Annotated in this window: 16 protein-coding genes and 2 other annotated features (1 of these 18 running past the window's edge); all 16 genes read right to left on the bottom strand. The window is 34.8% G+C overall.

The window, feature by feature from the left end; all coding sequences use genetic code 11:
* Nucleotides 1-440, bottom strand: a 440-nt coding sequence (locus RH915_RS10570; protein WP_310479919.1) for a GTP-binding protein, incomplete at its 3' end; no start/stop codon positions are given.
* A gap of 80 nt (nt 441-520) precedes the next feature.
* Nucleotides 521-1,177: an RNA polymerase sporulation sigma factor SigH gene (sigH, locus tag RH915_RS10565; RefSeq protein WP_310479921.1), complete on the bottom strand. Its 657-nt coding sequence runs from the start codon at nt 1,175-1,177 to the stop codon at nt 521-523.
* Between the two features lie 112 nt (nt 1,178-1,289).
* On the bottom strand, nt 1,290-1,799 hold the full coding sequence (locus RH915_RS10560; RefSeq protein ID WP_310479918.1) for an NYN domain-containing protein: 510 nt from the start codon (nt 1,797-1,799) through the stop codon (nt 1,290-1,292).
* Nucleotides 1,800-1,823: 24 nt separating this feature from the next.
* Nucleotides 1,824-2,558 (bottom strand): 23S rRNA (guanosine(2251)-2'-O)-methyltransferase RlmB, encoded by a 735-nt coding sequence (gene rlmB, locus RH915_RS10555; RefSeq protein WP_310479917.1) that lies wholly within the window; start codon nt 2,556-2,558, stop codon nt 1,824-1,826.
* 35 nt (nt 2,559-2,593) lie between these two features.
* Entirely contained in the window at nt 2,594-3,370 is a 777-nt protein-coding gene (gene thyX, locus RH915_RS10550; protein ID WP_310479916.1) for an FAD-dependent thymidylate synthase, read from the bottom strand.
* A 16-nt stretch (nt 3,371-3,386) separates the two neighbouring features.
* Complete coding sequence (locus RH915_RS10545; protein WP_310479915.1) at nt 3,387-3,821, bottom strand: Mini-ribonuclease 3; 435 nt, start codon at nt 3,819-3,821, stop codon at nt 3,387-3,389.
* Between the two features lie 156 nt (nt 3,822-3,977).
* Nucleotides 3,978-4,961: a 3-oxoacyl-ACP synthase III family protein gene (locus tag RH915_RS10540; RefSeq protein WP_310479914.1), complete on the bottom strand. Its 984-nt coding sequence runs from the start codon at nt 4,959-4,961 to the stop codon at nt 3,978-3,980.
* A gap of 213 nt (nt 4,962-5,174) precedes the next feature.
* Nucleotides 5,175-6,491 carry an acetyl-CoA hydrolase/transferase family protein gene (locus tag RH915_RS10535; RefSeq protein WP_310479913.1) on the bottom strand — a complete coding sequence of 439 codons (1,317 nt, stop codon included), beginning with the start codon at nt 6,489-6,491 and terminating at the stop codon, nt 5,175-5,177.
* 27 nt (nt 6,492-6,518) lie between these two features.
* Nucleotides 6,519-7,547, bottom strand: a complete 1,029-nt coding sequence (locus RH915_RS10530; RefSeq protein WP_310479912.1) for a 3-oxoacyl-ACP synthase — start codon at nt 7,545-7,547, stop codon at nt 6,519-6,521.
* Nucleotides 7,548-7,837: 290 nt separating this feature from the next.
* Nucleotides 7,838-8,644: an alpha/beta fold hydrolase gene (locus tag RH915_RS10525; RefSeq protein ID WP_310479911.1), complete on the bottom strand. Its 807-nt coding sequence runs from the start codon at nt 8,642-8,644 to the stop codon at nt 7,838-7,840.
* A 140-nt stretch (nt 8,645-8,784) separates the two neighbouring features.
* Nucleotides 8,785-9,525, bottom strand: coding sequence for a 3-oxoacyl-[acyl-carrier-protein] reductase (gene fabG, locus RH915_RS10520; RefSeq protein WP_310479910.1), 741 nt, complete (start codon nt 9,523-9,525; stop codon nt 8,785-8,787).
* Nucleotides 9,526-9,625: 100 nt separating this feature from the next.
* Nucleotides 9,626-10,045: a MaoC family dehydratase gene (locus tag RH915_RS10515; protein ID WP_310479909.1), complete on the bottom strand. Its 420-nt coding sequence runs from the start codon at nt 10,043-10,045 to the stop codon at nt 9,626-9,628.
* A 187-nt stretch (nt 10,046-10,232) separates the two neighbouring features.
* Nucleotides 10,233-11,627: a cysteine--tRNA ligase gene (cysS, locus tag RH915_RS10510; protein ID WP_310479908.1), complete on the bottom strand. Its 1,395-nt coding sequence runs from the start codon at nt 11,625-11,627 to the stop codon at nt 10,233-10,235.
* Nucleotides 11,628-11,629: 2 nt separating this feature from the next.
* Nucleotides 11,630-12,292, bottom strand: coding sequence for a serine O-acetyltransferase (gene cysE / locus RH915_RS10505; RefSeq protein ID WP_310479907.1), 663 nt, complete (start codon nt 12,290-12,292; stop codon nt 11,630-11,632).
* A gap of 62 nt (nt 12,293-12,354) precedes the next feature.
* Nucleotides 12,355-12,565 (bottom strand) — a binding site (T-box leader).
* Nucleotides 12,554-14,038, bottom strand: a complete 1,485-nt coding sequence (gene gltX, locus RH915_RS10500) for a glutamate--tRNA ligase (RefSeq protein WP_310479920.1) — start codon at nt 14,036-14,038, stop codon at nt 12,554-12,556. It overlaps the preceding feature by 12 nt.
* A gap of 72 nt (nt 14,039-14,110) precedes the next feature.
* The gene (gene proS, locus RH915_RS10495) at nt 14,111-15,553 is read right to left on the bottom strand and encodes a proline--tRNA ligase (protein WP_310479906.1); all 1,443 of its coding nucleotides are present in this window, start codon (nt 15,551-15,553) and stop codon (nt 14,111-14,113) included.
* A gap of 178 nt (nt 15,554-15,731) precedes the next feature.
* Nucleotides 15,732-15,854, bottom strand: a binding site (T-box leader); it runs 86 nt beyond the window's last position.

Genomic DNA, 15,854 nt, shown 5'->3' with positions numbered 1-15,854 from the left:
AATTCTTCGTCATCTACCATGTCACACTTGTTTAGGAATACTACGATGTATGGTACCCCTACCTGTCTTGATAGTAGGATATGCTCTCTTGTTTGTGGCATCGGTCCATCTGCTGCTGAACATACTAGGATCGCTCCATCCATTTGTGCTGCTCCTGTGATCATGTTTTTAACATAGTCAGCATGGCCTGGGCAGTCAACGTGAGCGTAGTGTCTGTTTGGTGTTTCGTACTCTACGTGTGCTGTTGAGATTGTAATTCCTCTTTCTCTTTCTTCTGGCGCTTTGTCTATGTTGTCAAACGCTACTGCATCACCTGTTGAGTATCTGTTGTTTAGTGTAATTGTAATCGCTGCTGTTAATGTTGTTTTACCGTGATCTACGTGTCCTATTGTTCCAATGTTTACATGAGGTTTGCTTCTCTCAAACTTTGCTTTTCCCATTTCTTATTCCTCCTTAATGATTATATATAGATACTTATTATCTATCAGTAACATCTCTTTACTGGCTTTATGTAACAGTATTATTCTTGTTCTTCCACTGTTTCTAGATATTTTTCAAGTTTTCTTTTAACTCTCTGCAACGCATTATCTATTGATTTCACATGGCGTTTTAAGTCCTTTGCAATTTCTTGATAGGATCTACCTTGTAAGTATAACATTAATACTTTAAGTTCTAGCTCACTTAATACATCCCCGATTTTATCTTCCATTGTCATTAATTCTTCTCTACATATAATTAATTCTTCTGGATCTGTCACTTTGTGTCCGGACAAAATATCTAATAACGTTCGGTCAGATTCTTCATCATAAATAGGTTTGTTTAACGAAACATAAGAGTTTAAAGGAATATGTTTTTGCCTTGTAGCAGTTTTAATTGCTGTTATTATTTGTCTTGTGATACATAGTTCAGCAAAGGCTCTAAAAGATGTTAATTTGTCAGCTCGATAATCTCTTATCGCTTTATAAAGACCTATCATCCCTTCTTGGATAATGTCTTCACGATCTGCCCCAATTAAAAAATACGATCTTGCCTTCGCACGCACAAAATTCTTATAGTTTTTAATTATAAGATCTTGAGCTTGAACATTACCATTTTTAGCTGCTAATACTACATTTTCATCTACAATTTCTTGCTCCACACTTGATTCTTTTTCAATAACAACGGTCTGCACACCTATTCGCCTCCACCCTTTTTCATAGCTTGTCCCATAATTGTTTCTTGTTTATCACATCACGTCAAAAACCGATAAGGTTATTATACCTTATTTTTACAAACCGTGTCAACAATAATCAACGGCTCCTTCTTAGTTTTTCAAGCTTTTTAAGGGTTATTGGGTCGACTCTTGTCGATAAAACATCTTTTTGTTCAGTTTGTCTTGAGACATCCCGAGTTATTGTTGTTTTCATATTGCTAAAATCTAAAATCAATTCTCTTACGGATATTCTCGTTGCACCGCCACCTAAAATCATTTGTTGCTCTGCCCAATCATTTGTTGCGACCACAGCACGGTTTCTTTTTGTGATTTCTATAATCGCTTTTTCTATGTAGGCGTCAGCCGTCTCTCTCTCTTTTGTATAAACGATTTCTATCCCACTTAATATCTCCTTCGTACCATTATTGCCTTTTACTAGATGCGCATCAAAAACTACAATAATTTCTAAACCACTATATGTACGGTATTCTATCATCATATCAATTAATTCAACTCTTGCTAAGGCTAAATCCTTATGAGCTATTTCTTTTAAACGGGGCCATGCATTTATAACATTATACCCATCTAGAACTAAGTACTCCTTCAATGGCGCACCCCCTATAAAATTGTACTATCGTCGTTGTCTAAAAGCCTCATACATTAATATGCTACCAGCTACAGACGCGTTTAGAGATGATACCTTGCCTCCCATCGGTATGTTGATAAGGAAATCACACTTTTCTTTCACTAGTCGGGATATGCCCTGGCCTTCATTTCCTAGTACTAATGCAATAGGACCATCAAATGCCTCATCATAGTGCGCCTTTTCACCATCCATATCCGCACCTATAACCCACACACCAGCAGACTTTAACTTTTCAATAGTTTGAGATATATTAGAAACCTTCGCAACAGGTACATATTCTATGGCACCAGCAGAGGTTTTTGCCACCGTCGCCGTTAAACCAACTGACCGTCTTTTAGGAATAATAATTCCATCCACCCCTGTTGCATCTGCAGTTCTCATAATAGAACCTAGATTGTGTGGGTCCATAATTTCATCTAAGATTAGTATAAAAGGTTTTGTGCCTTGCTTTGTTGATTTTTGTAATATATCTTCTACAGTACTATATTTATACGCTGCAACAAATGCAACAACACCTTGATGGGATTTTGTTTCTGCTAAATCATTTATCTTTTGTTTATCAACAAACTGAATCGGAATGCCTTTATCTTTAGCTATTCCTACAATTTTGTTGATAGAACCTTCTCCGGCACCTTTTGTCACCAAAATTTTATCTACATCTCTTCCAGATTTAAGCACTTCTAAAACCGGATTTCTACCAGCAATTTTGTCATTCGCCACTTAACCACCTCTAAACTTTTTTTGTATTTTAACCATTATTGTAAGCTTCTAAACTTCTCTCTCACTTCATTAATAGATCCGCAAGTCATGTTACCTTCCGGACATGAAGATGTCAAGCAATTTGGACCAGATTTACCAAAAATTGATGGCGCTACAGCTCTAACTTGTCTTAACATTTCGGTAGCTAACTCTCTTATTTCCCACTGGGCCCTACTGCAACATCTATGATGAAAGAAATTGAATAAAGCCCTTGCATTCATCGTTACAATAATTTTTGTCTCACATGCATTTGGTAAAACAAACCTAGCGTCTTCTATGGCTTTTTTCTCTGCTAAAGATTTGGCTTTTTTTTCAGGTATTCCTTGGGTTATGTTTTTATTATAGTACCTTGTAGTTAAAAGATTAGTAATTTCATCATATGCTTCTTGTTGCTTCATCATTGCCTCTACATATACTTTTTTTGCACGAGGATCATTTTTAATCTCCGGAGGAATTATATATTCAAAGGCTCCTTCTTTAACATATCTTTGACTCTGTTGAGAGTAGCTTGATCCAATACGATGCCTTACTAATTGGTGCGTCAAACTTCGCGATACACCTTCAATAGCAAAGGTAAAGTTGATATGTTCAAAAGGGGATTCATGTCCCATTTCAGCTAACATATTTATAAATTTACTATTTTGATCTCCATCTATGCTATCCATTATCTTTGCAATATTACTTGAAGCATAACAAAGTCTAGCTGCTGAACCAACTAATTTCTCTGGTTCTGGCGTATGCTGTATTAAGGATACATTTAAACTTGTTTCCATTTTTCTCCCCCTTAAACTACTGTTCTGCTCTTATTATTTCAGTAGATAATTCCAATATTTCTCTCAATCTATCCATATCACCTATATAAAACAAGTAACCAATAAGGGCCTCAAATCCAGTGGCGTATTTGTAGTCCATGATATCGGCGTTTTTGGGAGTTGTACCAGTCTTCTGATTACGCCCCCTTCTAACAATGGCTCTTTCTTCATCTTTTAGTCGTTGATCTAATTCGGAAATTATTTTTGACTGTGCTTTTGCTTTGACATACGTTGTTGCTAATTTGTGCAATTGATGTACAGAGACGTTATTTCTTGCAATTAAGTAATTGCGTACGTGAACTTCAAAGATAGCATCCCCTACGTAAGCCAAAACCAAAGGCGACATCATTTTAACTTCTGATTCAGATTTTTCATCTCTAGTTTTTATAATTGTCTCTAGTAATTCTTTCATTCATTTACTTCCCCTTAAAATTGTTAATTTCAAGTTTATTATATTTCATTATCTTTTTTTTATCAAATAAGTTTTAGAAAGCAATAAAGAATAGAAAGCAGAACTTTCCTATCATAAAAAAACATCCTATACTTTATAGGATGTTTTTCAAATTAATTACCATTTAATTACAGTACATGCTACATTGAAACCAACACCAGATGCTACAAGAACAACAGTATCGCCTTCTTTTATCTTGTTTTCTTTTGCAGCTACATCCATAGCCATAGGAATACATGCTGATCCAGTATACCCATATTCACCCATTATGCAAGTTGTTTTCTCCATTGGCATTTCTAAAACTTTCATTACTTCCACTATAACGTGCTTGTTGATCTGTGTGAATAAGAAGTGATCTACATCTTTGTATTCTAGGTTAGCTTTTTCTAGTGTCTCTTTAATCAACCCAGGCCATAATTTAATATTTCTATCTCCTGGTAAAGGTTTTAAGAATGTTAATAAGTTCTCTTTATTTTCCAGTCTTTCTGGCGTCATAGGATTTTTGGTTCCACCAGCATAAATTCCTAAGAAATCATATTGAGTACCATCTGCAATTAGTTTTGATGCAAGTAATCCTCTATCTTCTTCTGTTGCCTGAAGTACAACTGCACCTGCTCCGTCAGCAAAGATAGGGAAAACATTTATGTTTGTCTTATCAACAAACTTTGTCATGTTATATACTCCTATTACAAGTACATTGTTATATCCTCCACGCATTATCATACTAGCTGCTACATCAGTAGCTGTTACAAAGCCTGAACAAGAAGCATTTATATCAAAGGTTCCGGCATTTTTAGCACCTAGTCTTCCTTGTACGACAGAAGATGAAGCAGGACTGATATACTCTGGTGTATCTGTAGCTACGATTACTAAATCAATATCTAGTTCTGATAATCCAGCGTCTTCAATTGCCTTTTTACCAGCTTCAGTAGCTAAATCTACCGTACTTTCGTCTTCTCCTGTTACATACCTTTGTTTTATACCCACTTTTGCTTCTAGGCTTGGTTTTAATGGCTGTCCAAACATTTCTGCCATCTGTTCATTTGTTATTAGATTGTTTGGTACATACATACCTGTACCTGCAACTTTTGCATTTGTCATAATTATCCCTCCCGAATTCTATCAAAATAATAAATATAAATAAGAATATATCTTTATATAATTCTATGAAAAAACATTAAATCCTTTTTTATCTTTTAATTTTTATTTAAAATCTGTATGATTTTGCAACTGACAGTAGTCAAAACTTGTCTACTATATAAAAAGGAGACTCCTATTAGGAGTCTACCTTTTTAAAGTAAACATTACTTTTAATTACCAGATCATTAATTCTTTTGCTTGTTCTCTTAGCTCATCTCTAAAGTCTGGATGTGCAATTGAAATAAGTCTTTCTACTCTTTCATTGATAGATGTTCCTCTTAATGAAGCTACTCCAAACTCAGTAACAACATAATCCACATCATTTCTAGATAAAGACACTGCCGCTCCAGGAGCTAACGTTGGTACAATTTTAGAAATTGTTTTTCTTCCACCATCTGGCGTTTTAACTGTTGTAGTTGAATAAAGTGCTATAAAAGACTTTCCTTCTGGACAGTTTTGCGCTCCAACAGCAGTATCCGACTGTCCACCTGTACCACTAAATTGTTTGTGTCCAATAGACTCAGAACAACATTGACCTGTTAAATCAATTTCTAAAGTTGTGTTAATCGAAGTCATTTTTCGGTTTTGTCCAATTACATGAGGATCATTTACCCAATCACCATTTAAAATTTGCACTGCAGGGTTATCATTTATGAAATCATATAATTTTTTAGACCCTAAAGCAAAAGTTGCGATCATTTTTCCTGGCATTAGAGATTTGTTTTTGTTTGTTACGGCACCAGCCTTGTATAAGTCAACCATTCCGTCAGTAAACATCTCTGTATGAATACCCAAATCTTTTTTGTTTACAAGCGCAGCTGCAACTGCATTTGGGATTCCGCCAATTCCAAGTTGAATTGTTGAACCGTCTTCTACGAACTCTGCAATATATTCACCAATTACTTTATCTTTTTCAGAAGGTTCAACAACTGGCAATTGAGGTAATTCATAGTCAACCTCTATTAAATGATCTATTTCACTTATATGCACTGTTGTATCTCCAAAAGTTCTAGGCATATTAGGGTTAACCTCTAATATAACGATATCCGCTTGTTCTATTACTAAACGCTCATATGTTGCACTTAATGATAATGATAAGTATCCATGTTTGTCCATAGGGCTTGCAGTACCAATAAACACGTTAGGTTTTCTATGGGCTAATCTTTTAAGACCAGCTAAATGTAGGTGATTTGGAATAAAGGTTACATTTCCATTAGGATGTGCTTTCCTTATACCAGGGCTATAAAACCATCCTGACATTTTAAAGCTTTCTTTGTACTTAGGATCTGCAAAATACTCGTAATTACCCATTGGTAAACATGTAACTACATTAACATCTTTTACTCTATCAGCGATTTCATGCATTCTTGTTAAGGTGGCTTTAGCTTCAGCTGCACCTAATCCAGTTATTACTTCATCGCCACTTTTGATTTTCCCTAAAGCATCTTCTACTGTAATTTTTTTTGTGTCATATAGCTTTTGTAATTCCATGGTAGATTTCCTCCTTGTTATTGTTGGTTATTTTACAGGTCCCCACTCTATCACATTAGCTGCCCAAGCGTATCCAATTCCAGCAGCAATCATAGAAATAACTGTACCATCTTTCACTTTGCCTTCTTCTAAAGCTAATTGTAGTGATAAAATTTGGTCTATTTGTCCAATATGTCCATAATCCTCTAGGTAAACTGACTGTTCTTCTGTTAACCCTAATAATCCTAACATATGTTTATGCATTGAATATTTAAAATGTAGCACAGCTAAATACCCTAAATCTTCTTTGCTTTTATTTGATTTCTCAATTGCTCTATCTATACAGTGCATCCAATTATCCATAGAAACTTCATTCAGACGATTTTTCATATGTTCTGCATCAAACATTTCCAATGATCTATAAGCTTTATTAGCATTTTCTGCATTAATCGGATTTTCTGTTCCTCCGTAACGAACCCCAACGTCCCTAGCTAGTGACCCATCAGACATAATGTGCGACCCTAGAAGTGCATTTTTACCGTAGTTTTTCTTTAGTATAATCGCTCCACCACCTGCACCAAGGTTGTACATCATTGACATGTTAGGGTCTTTATAGTCTACGAAGTCCCCATTTCTATATCCACCAACGATCATAACTGTGTTAATTTCATCATCTGACATCATCATGTCTTTTGCAATTTTCATGGCACTAACACAACTACAACAACGTTGTTGTAAATCAAGAGACCACGCATTTGTAGCGCCAATTTGCTCTTGTATGTAAATTCCTGTTGTTGTTAGGGGATACTCTTTCCACTCTTCTCCGATACTTAAAACCAAGTCTATTTCTTTTGGATCAACACCGGTTCTTTCTAGACAGTCTTTAGCAGCTCTAACACCCATCTCTTGTGTCCCATCATTTTCACCTGGGACAGGTTTTTTCTTAAATCCTAGTTTTTTAACTACTGCCTCTTCTGTCCAATTTCCACCAGTCGCATCTGCAACTTCCTTAGCTGTCATATAATTATCTGGGATATAAATACCAGTACCCACAATACCAACATGTGTTTCTTTCATTACATTAACCTCCCGTTAAAGTATATATTAGGGTCAGCGGCATTGGTCCACTGCCCACTTGACTAACAATGCAATTTTCATGCCTACAAATTAGGCAAAAAACAACGTTTAAATTAGCTAGTTCTACATTAATCGTGTTTAAATATAACGCTCACTTTTACTCAATCGTCCAATTAAATGGACATGCTCACTGAATTTTGTAGTATTTTAAATCATTCTCTCTGCCACAAACATGCTTCGTCGATAATATGTGTATAATAAACACACTTATTATACAACCTGCATTCTGTCTATTTATGTAGCGCTAAAAACCCTAAAATTAAAGTGTTTAACTCACCAGGTTTTTCTGCAAAAGACCCGTGCCCACAATTAGGTATAGAGATAAAGTTAGAACCTTTTATCCCTTCATGAATTTTAATCATATCTGCATAAGGTGTAACCATATCATCCTCTGACAAGATTACCAGAGTTGGAACAGTTATTTGCCCTAATTGATCAGTTACATCATAAGTGTCTCCACTTCGAGATAATCGTATATAACGATCAAACCATTCTTTATCAAGTATCTTATCAAAATATTCTGGTTGTTTTTTTAGTTCATCCCAACTTTGTTCAAAGTATTGATGACTATATATGAATGGCTGAATTATTTTTAAGAAAAATGCACCATCATAAGCTTTTGCAGCCTCTTCCCAGGATAACCCTACAGAACGAATTAAATTAGAAATATCACAAGTAGTGTTTGCTAATATCAGATTTTTGATATAGGATTGATACCTTATTGCAAAAATCATTGCCACTCTGCCACCATAGGAAATTCCATAGATGTTTACTTTTTTTAAATTAAGATAATCTAGCAATCCTTTTAAATCTTCAGCGTGTTGTTCTGTTGGATAAAAATCAGGAGATGACCCTGACTGCCCTTGATCCCTAAAGTCTACACGTAACACTCTATATCCCCGTTCGACATACGTTGGTACAAAATCTCTCCAACTATTCGCACTCATCATTATGCCATTTAAAATAACTAATACTTCTTCTCCTTCACCTTCAAGAATATAATGAATGTCTACTCCATTTATTTTTACTTTTGGCATGGTTCTATACTCCTCACATTTATTATCAAATTAAAAGTTCTAATTTTCTTTTGCATATTAGCCAAACTTCATTATCTTTTTATATAAAAAGGAGGTGGTTACCCCCCACCTCCTAGATACTTCAATTTAAGATTGTAAAACTACAGTACAACTCCACCGTCTACAGATAGTGTAGTACCAGTCACAAATTTAGATTCATCTGATGCTAAGTATAAGCATGCATTTGCAATATCAACTGGCTCTCCAATTTTTCCAAGTGGTGCTTTGTCAGCCATCATTGTAAGTACTTTTTCTGGCATTTTAGCTGTCATTTCAGTAGCGATAAATCCTGGTGCAACAGCATTTACGTTGATGTTCTTTCTTCCTACTTCTTTAGCCATAGACTTAGTCATTCCAATTACTCCAAACTTAGTAGCAGCATAGTTTACTTGTCCGAAGTTTCCATATAATCCAACTACTGAAGATATGTTGATAATTTTTCCATATTGTTTTTCTCTCATAACTTTTAAAGCTTCTTGTGAACAGTAGAATACACCTTTTAGGTTTACGTTCATAACGTTATCCCATTGTTCTTCAGTCATTTTGTAAAGTTGAGCGTCTGCTGTAATACCAGCATTGTTAACAAGAATATCAATCGTACCAAATTGCTCAACAATTTTATTAAAAGTATCCTCTACACCTTTTCTGTCTGTAACGTCCATTGCAAATCCAGCAACGTTAGGGAATTTTTCTTTTAATTCAGCTACTACTGCATCAACGCTTTCAGCACTTCTATCGTTAATAACAACTGTAGCTCCTTCTTCAGCATATCTTTCTGCAATTGCTCTTCCTAAACCTCTTGTTGATCCTGTAATAAATGCTACTTTTCCTTGTAATCTCATTATTTAACTTCCTCCTTAAATTTTATATAATTTGATTGTAAAAAATACAATCATAATACACATAGCAATAGTTTAATTATAAATTTAAAAAATATGTAATTTATTTTACCGGAGCCATTACTTTTGCAGTCCCGTCTAGTACTACTTTGCCTTTTTGATTTTCACAAGTAGTTTTAATCGTGATACGGTTCTTTTCTCTATCAACATCGACCACTTCCGCAATCGCTTTGACAGTATCTCCTATTTTTACAGGCGCTAAAAATTTCAGTTCTTGACCTAAGTAAATAGTTCCCGGTCCTGGCAGTTGCATACCTAGAACTGCGGAGATTAATCCAGCACTTAACATTCCATGAGCAATTCGCCCCTTGAACATTGTTTCTGATGATGCTCTTTCATTTACATGGGCAGGATTTAAATCACCAGTTATCCCTGCAAACATGTACACATCTGTTTCTGTGATTGTTTTTTCAAACTCTGCTTTGTCGCCTACCTTAATAACATCTAACGTTACACTTTTCATCAATGCCACCCCCATTTTTTTTATGGATGTTGCTACCGCATTATTTAAATGCAATTTTTATGCCAAACACAACATTTTCAGCTAAATCTCAGATAGTTCTTTTATTACGGTTAAAACACCATACTTAATTTAGTGCCACTTATTTTCTTCGACATACACTCCCGAATTCCTTCTTTTAAAAATATTTTTATAGCTTTTTCCACTTTACTCCCTGGGGAGTATCTTCTAATATAACTCCCATAGACTTTAGTTTATCCCTTATTTCATCAGCTAAAGCAAAATTTTTATCCTTTCTAGCGTTCTGTCTTTCACTTATTAGGGATTCTATTTCATCTGTAATGTTTTGATTTTCTTTTTGTAGTAGTCCCAATACACCAGACAGCTCACACAGGACTTTCAAGCAATCCTCTAAAAGCTTTTTAGGTTTTTCGCTATTCAATTTTGTATTAGTTTCTTTAACAATATCAAATATAACTGCCAAACCATCTGCAGTGTTAAAATCGTCGTCCATAACTTGTACAAACTTATCTTGTAAGTTTAGGACTTTGTTATATATCTCCATTTCGTCATCTGTCAATTCTTTATCTTTTGAAATAGTAATATGATGTTCCAAACTTTCCTTGGCATTATATAACCTCTCCAATGCGCTTTTTGATGATTCAAGAAGTTGCCTACTAAAGTTGATTGGATTTCTATAATGGGAGGATAACATAAATAATCTCAATACTTCCAGGTCAAACTCTTGCCTAATTTCTCTCAATGTGAAAAAGTTATTGAGTGATTTGGACATTTTCTTATTCTCAATATTCAAATAACCTACGTGCATCCAGTAGTTAGCAAAGGTTGTGCCAGAACAAGCTTCACTTTGGGCAATTTCATTTTCATGATGTGGAAATATCAAGTCTCCTCCTCCACCATGAATATCAATTGTTTCACCTAAATATTTTTTAGCCATTGCTGAACACTCTATATGCCAACCTGGACGCCCTTTTCCCCAAGGACTATCCCAACTTGGTTCATTAATTTTTGCTGACTTCCACAATACAAAGTCTAATGGATTCTTTTTGTTCTCGTTAATTTCTATCCGAGCTCCAGATTGAAGATCTTGTAAGCTTTGTTTTGATAACTTACCGTAGGATTCGAATTTATCTACATTAAAGTACACATCTCCATTGATTGCATAAGCATATCCTTTATCAATTAACTTTTCAATAAAGTTTATAATTTCATCTACATTTTCTGTTACTTTAGGATGTATATCTGCCTTCTTAATGCCTAGACTCTCTGCATCTTGAAAATAAGCTTCAATATATTTTTTACTAATTTTTTCTGAGGTTGTATTTTCCTCTTTTGCTTTATTAATAATTTTATCATCTATATCTGTGAAATTCTGTACAAAATCAACTTTATAGCCCCTATACTCAAAATAGCGCCTCATTGCATCAAAGGTTAAAAATGTACGTGCATTACCAATATGAAAATAGTCATATACCGTAGGTCCACAAGCATACATTTTTATTTCGCCTTTTTTTATAGGTACAAATTCCTCTTTCTTTTTTGTAAGTGTATTATATAGTTTCATTTTTAATCCCTCCTCAGATTATTGACTTCACATTCTAATTCATTTATTTTGTTTCTCAACCTTTTTAATTCATCTGCAATAGGGTCAGGCATCTTTATATGATCTAAATCAATATCATCTTGAACGGAAGCAACTCTTTTATTATCTTTAACAACAACAGTTCCTGGAACACCAACAACAGTACAGTTGCTTGGCACTTCTTTTAAAACAACTGAACCTGCACCAATTCTTGAGTTTTCTCCCACCGTAAAGGGACCCAATACCTTAGCACCTGCGGATATAACTACATTATCTTTAATCGTAGGATGTCGTTTTCCCTTTTCCTTACCTGTTCCTCCCAAAGTTGCACCTTGATAAATCGTAACATTATTTCCTATCTCAGCGGTTTCTCCTATAACTACCCCGGTACCGTGATCAATAAAAACCCGTCGACCAATTTTTGCTCCTGGATGTATTTCTATCCCCGTTAAAAATCGTACTATATTTGACATAACTCTTGGCAGTATTACCAAACCTTTTTTGTACATGCCATGAGAAATACGATGAATGATAATGGCGTGTAATCCAGGGTAACACAAGAGAACTTCTAATATGTTTTTTGCTGCTGGATCTCTTTGAAATATTGCTTTTATATCTTCTTTTATCATTCCAAAAAATTTAATCATTACACGCCCTCCAATTACAAATTCTAACATTTTATACAAAAACAAAAATTCGTCCCTGATAAATCAGAGACGAATTTTCCGCGGTCCCACTCTGGTTGAATACTTTCCACTCTTAATAGCTATAACGGGCTTGCCCGGCTCTCTCTACTTTAATTCAAGGAAGCAGCTCCTAGGTGCATTCAGATCAAGCTATTCCTAAGAACTACTTTCAGCCTAAGGCAGTTCATCTCTGTCAGGTTGCGCAATCCTACTATTCCTATTCTACACTTTTTTTATAAAATTGTTCACTACATAGTCTATGCGTAACAGCATGTTCTTTTTACCTAAAATTTTCATTATTTGAGGTAAGTCTGGTCCATGAGATTCCCCTGTTACTGCTACCCTAATAGGTTTGAATAATTTAGGCCCTTTTACCCCAAGTTCTTTTTGTATTTCTTTTATTATAGATTTTATATCAGATACGTCAATACTATCTGCATTATTAATTTTAGTTTTAAGCAATTCTAATAGCTCAGGTACATGTTCTTCTGCGATCACATCAGTAGCTTCTTCAGACAGTTTAAATTCATCGTTAAAAAACATGGCTACTTTTTCCCCAATTTCACTTAAATTGTTAAGGTTAATACGTATAATTGAAACTAAATCTTTTATCCAGTCATATTTCTCTTGCACTTGTCCCTCTGCAATATAACCAGATTCAATAAGATATGGTATGGCAAGATCTGTTATTTCTTCAATCGGTTTTTCTTTAATATAATGTGCATTTACCCAGTTAAGCTTATTTATATCAAAAACGCCACCACTTTTAGAAACACGTTCCAAAGAAAAGTTTTCTTCTAGTTCTTTCATTGAAAATATTTCTTGATTATCTTCTGGACTCCAGCCCAATAAAGCTATGTAATTAACCAACGCTTCCGGAAGATATCCTTTTTTCATAAAGTCTTCTACTGCTACATCTCCTTGCCTTTTACTCAGTTTCTTCTTATCTGCATTTAGTATATTTGGTAAATGTGCATATAGTGGTACTTCCCAACCAAAAGCTTGATATAGATATACATGTTTTGGTGTAGATATAAGCCATTCTTCCCCTCTTATCACATGGGTTATACGCATTAAATGATCGTCAACAACTACAGCAAAGTGATAAGTCGGAAAACCATCAGACTTAATTAATACTTGATCGTCCATATCAACTGTATTTACAACAACATTGCCTCTAACAACATCTTCAAATTTAATATCGTAGTTTTCAGGTAATTTAAGTCTTATTACATGAGTTTCCCCATTATCTAGCTTCTTTTTAATTTCTTCCTTGGATAACTCCCGACACTTTCCGTCATACTTTTGATTTAATCCTGCTTTTTTTTGTTCGTCCCTTACTTCATCCAGACGTTCTTTAGAGCAGAAACAATAATATGCTTGTCCTTTTTCAATCAGTATTTCAATGTATTTTTTATAAACCTCTAACCTTTCTGACTGGACATAGGGCCCATACTCTCCGATTTGTACTAAATCATCATTTCTTATTATAGCACCTTCATCGTGATTGACCCCTGCCCATTGCATTGCACTGAGCATATTTTCAATTGCGCCTTCAACATATCGATTTTGGTCCGTATCTTCAATTCTTAGTATATATTTACCACTATTTTTTCTAGCATGTAGATAGTTGTATAGTGCAGTTCTTAAACTTCCTATGTGAACAAATCCCGTTGGACTTGGTGCAAACCTTACTCTCACTGTCATCATTATATCCTCCTACTTAACTTATATTAACTATATAGCATTATATCTTTCTTCGTAATACTTAAGTATCTATTAATAAGCTTTTGCAAAGTAAGCCACTTTTTCTGCTGGTTTCCCACAAAAAGCACAAGTTTCACCTAAGTGTTCTTGTTCAAAAGGTATACATCTAACCGTTACGCCTGTGTCTTCTTTAATATTTTCTTCACAGGATCTTTCTTCACACCACATGGCCTTTACAAATCCTGGCTTTGTACTCATTAATTCTTTCATTTCTTCTAGATTTTTAACATAGTAGGTCTTTTCATCACGCATCGTCTTAGCTGAATATAATAAATTATTGTGTATATCATCTAAAAGTAATTGTACCCTTTCTTTTAAATTGTCTAATTGTACAACTTCTTTTTCTAATGTATCTCTCCTACATAAAACAGCTTGCCCTTTTTCTATATCTTTTGGCCCTATTTCTATTCTTACAGGTACACCTTTCATTTCCCACTCGTTAAATTTCCAGCCTGGTGAGTAGTTTTCTCTATCATCTAATTCCATTCTTATTTCTTGTTTTAAATCACTGAATATTTCCATAGCTTTGTCTAATACACCCTCTTTGTGGGAAGCTATTGGAACAATAACAGCTTGAGTAGGCGCAACTCTAGGTGGTAATACTAATCCCCTATTATCTCCGTGTACCATAATTAAACCACCAATTAACCTCGTAGATACCCCCCAAGATGTATGGTATGGATTTTTCAACTCACCGTCTCTATCAGAATATGCAATGTCGAAGGCTTCCGTAAAATGTTTTCCCAAGTTATGGGATGTTCCTGCTTGCAGCGCTTTTCCATCGTGCATTAAGGCTTCCATTGTGTAGGTAGCATATGCACCTGCAAACTTCTCTTTTTCACTTTTTTGCCCTGTAACTACTGGCATTGCCAATACTTCTTCTGCTGTCTCTTTGTATATATCTAACATTCTTAGGGTTTCTTCTTGGGCTTCTTCATAGGTCTCATGTAGTGTATGTCCCTCTTGCCATAAAAACTCAGATGTTCTTAAAAATGGTCTTGTGCTTTTTTCCCATCTTACAACACTACACCACTGATTATATAGAAACGGCAAGTCACGGTAAGATTTTAACCATTTTGAGTACATTTCACAAATAATTGTCTCCGATGTAGGTCTAACACACAGTCTTTCCGCTAGTTCTTCTTTTCCTCCATGAGTCACCCAGGCAACCTCTGGAGCAAAACCTTCTACATGTTCCGCTTCTTTTTGTAATAGACTCTCTGGTATTAACAGTGGAAAATAGCAGTTTTTATGACCCGTCTCTTTAAATCGTTTATCCATATATTGTTGTATGTTTTCCCAAATTGCATAACCATATGGTTTAATCGCCATGAATCCTTTCACAGGAGAATAATCAACTAAATCTGTTTTTAGTATGACATCCGTATACCATTGTGCAAAATCTACTTCCATTGGTGTGATTTCTTCTACAAATTGCTTGTTCTTTTTTCCCATTATAAGTCTCCTCTCTTGCTACACTAAGCTTTTTTATATTCGTTAAAGTTTAATTTTAGTTGCTTAAAAAGTTATACAAATTATTGTATTAAATTATACTTACAAACAATAATTTTAACTTTAGCTAACTTATGTACTCCTAAAATTTTATAATAAAAAAATCCCTTCATCCCTATACGATAGAGACGAGAGATTTAGATCCCGTGGTACCACTCTAATTAACCTCTTTAAGAGGTTCACTCAAGACATAACGGCGCCTACCGGTATCACCTACTAAATTCAGTGAACTGCTCTAAGGTGG

The sequence above is a fragment of the Serpentinicella sp. ANB-PHB4 genome, assembly GCF_031432315.1.
Lineage (GTDB): Bacteria > Bacillota > Clostridia > Peptostreptococcales > Natronincolaceae > Serpentinicella.
This window is presented reverse-complemented; position numbering and strand designations above follow the sequence as displayed.

Bases quoted from the DNA above. Each gene is read 5' to 3' on its own strand.
- thyX (WP_310479916.1), bottom strand. From the start codon at position 3,370: ATGGAAACAAGTTTAAATGTATCCTTAATACAGCATACGCCAGAACCA.
- RH915_RS10545 (WP_310479915.1), bottom strand. From the start codon at position 3,821: ATGAAAGAATTACTAGAGACAATTATAAAAACTAGAGATGAAAAATCT.
- RH915_RS10540 (WP_310479914.1), bottom strand. From the start codon at position 4,961: ATGACAAATGCAAAAGTTGCAGGTACAGGTATGTATGTACCAAACAAT.
- RH915_RS10535 (WP_310479913.1), bottom strand. From the start codon at position 6,491: ATGGAATTACAAAAGCTATATGACACAAAAAAAATTACAGTAGAAGAT.
- RH915_RS10530 (WP_310479912.1), bottom strand. From the start codon at position 7,547: ATGAAAGAAACACATGTTGGTATTGTGGGTACTGGTATTTATATCCCA.
- RH915_RS10525 (WP_310479911.1), bottom strand. From the start codon at position 8,644: ATGCCAAAAGTAAAAATAAATGGAGTAGACATTCATTATATTCTTGAA.
- fabG (WP_310479910.1), bottom strand. From the start codon at position 9,525: ATGAGATTACAAGGAAAAGTAGCATTTATTACAGGATCAACAAGAGGT.
- RH915_RS10515 (WP_310479909.1), bottom strand. From the start codon at position 10,045: ATGAAAAGTGTAACGTTAGATGTTATTAAGGTAGGCGACAAAGCAGAG.
- cysS (WP_310479908.1), bottom strand. From the start codon at position 11,627: ATGAAACTATATAATACACTTACAAAAAAGAAAGAGGAATTTGTACCT.
- cysE (WP_310479907.1), bottom strand. From the start codon at position 12,292: ATGATTAAATTTTTTGGAATGATAAAAGAAGATATAAAAGCAATATTT.
- gltX (WP_310479920.1), bottom strand. From the start codon at position 14,038: ATGACAGTGAGAGTAAGGTTTGCACCAAGTCCAACGGGATTTGTTCAC.
- proS (WP_310479906.1), bottom strand. From the start codon at position 15,553: ATGGGAAAAAAGAACAAGCAATTTGTAGAAGAAATCACACCAATGGAA.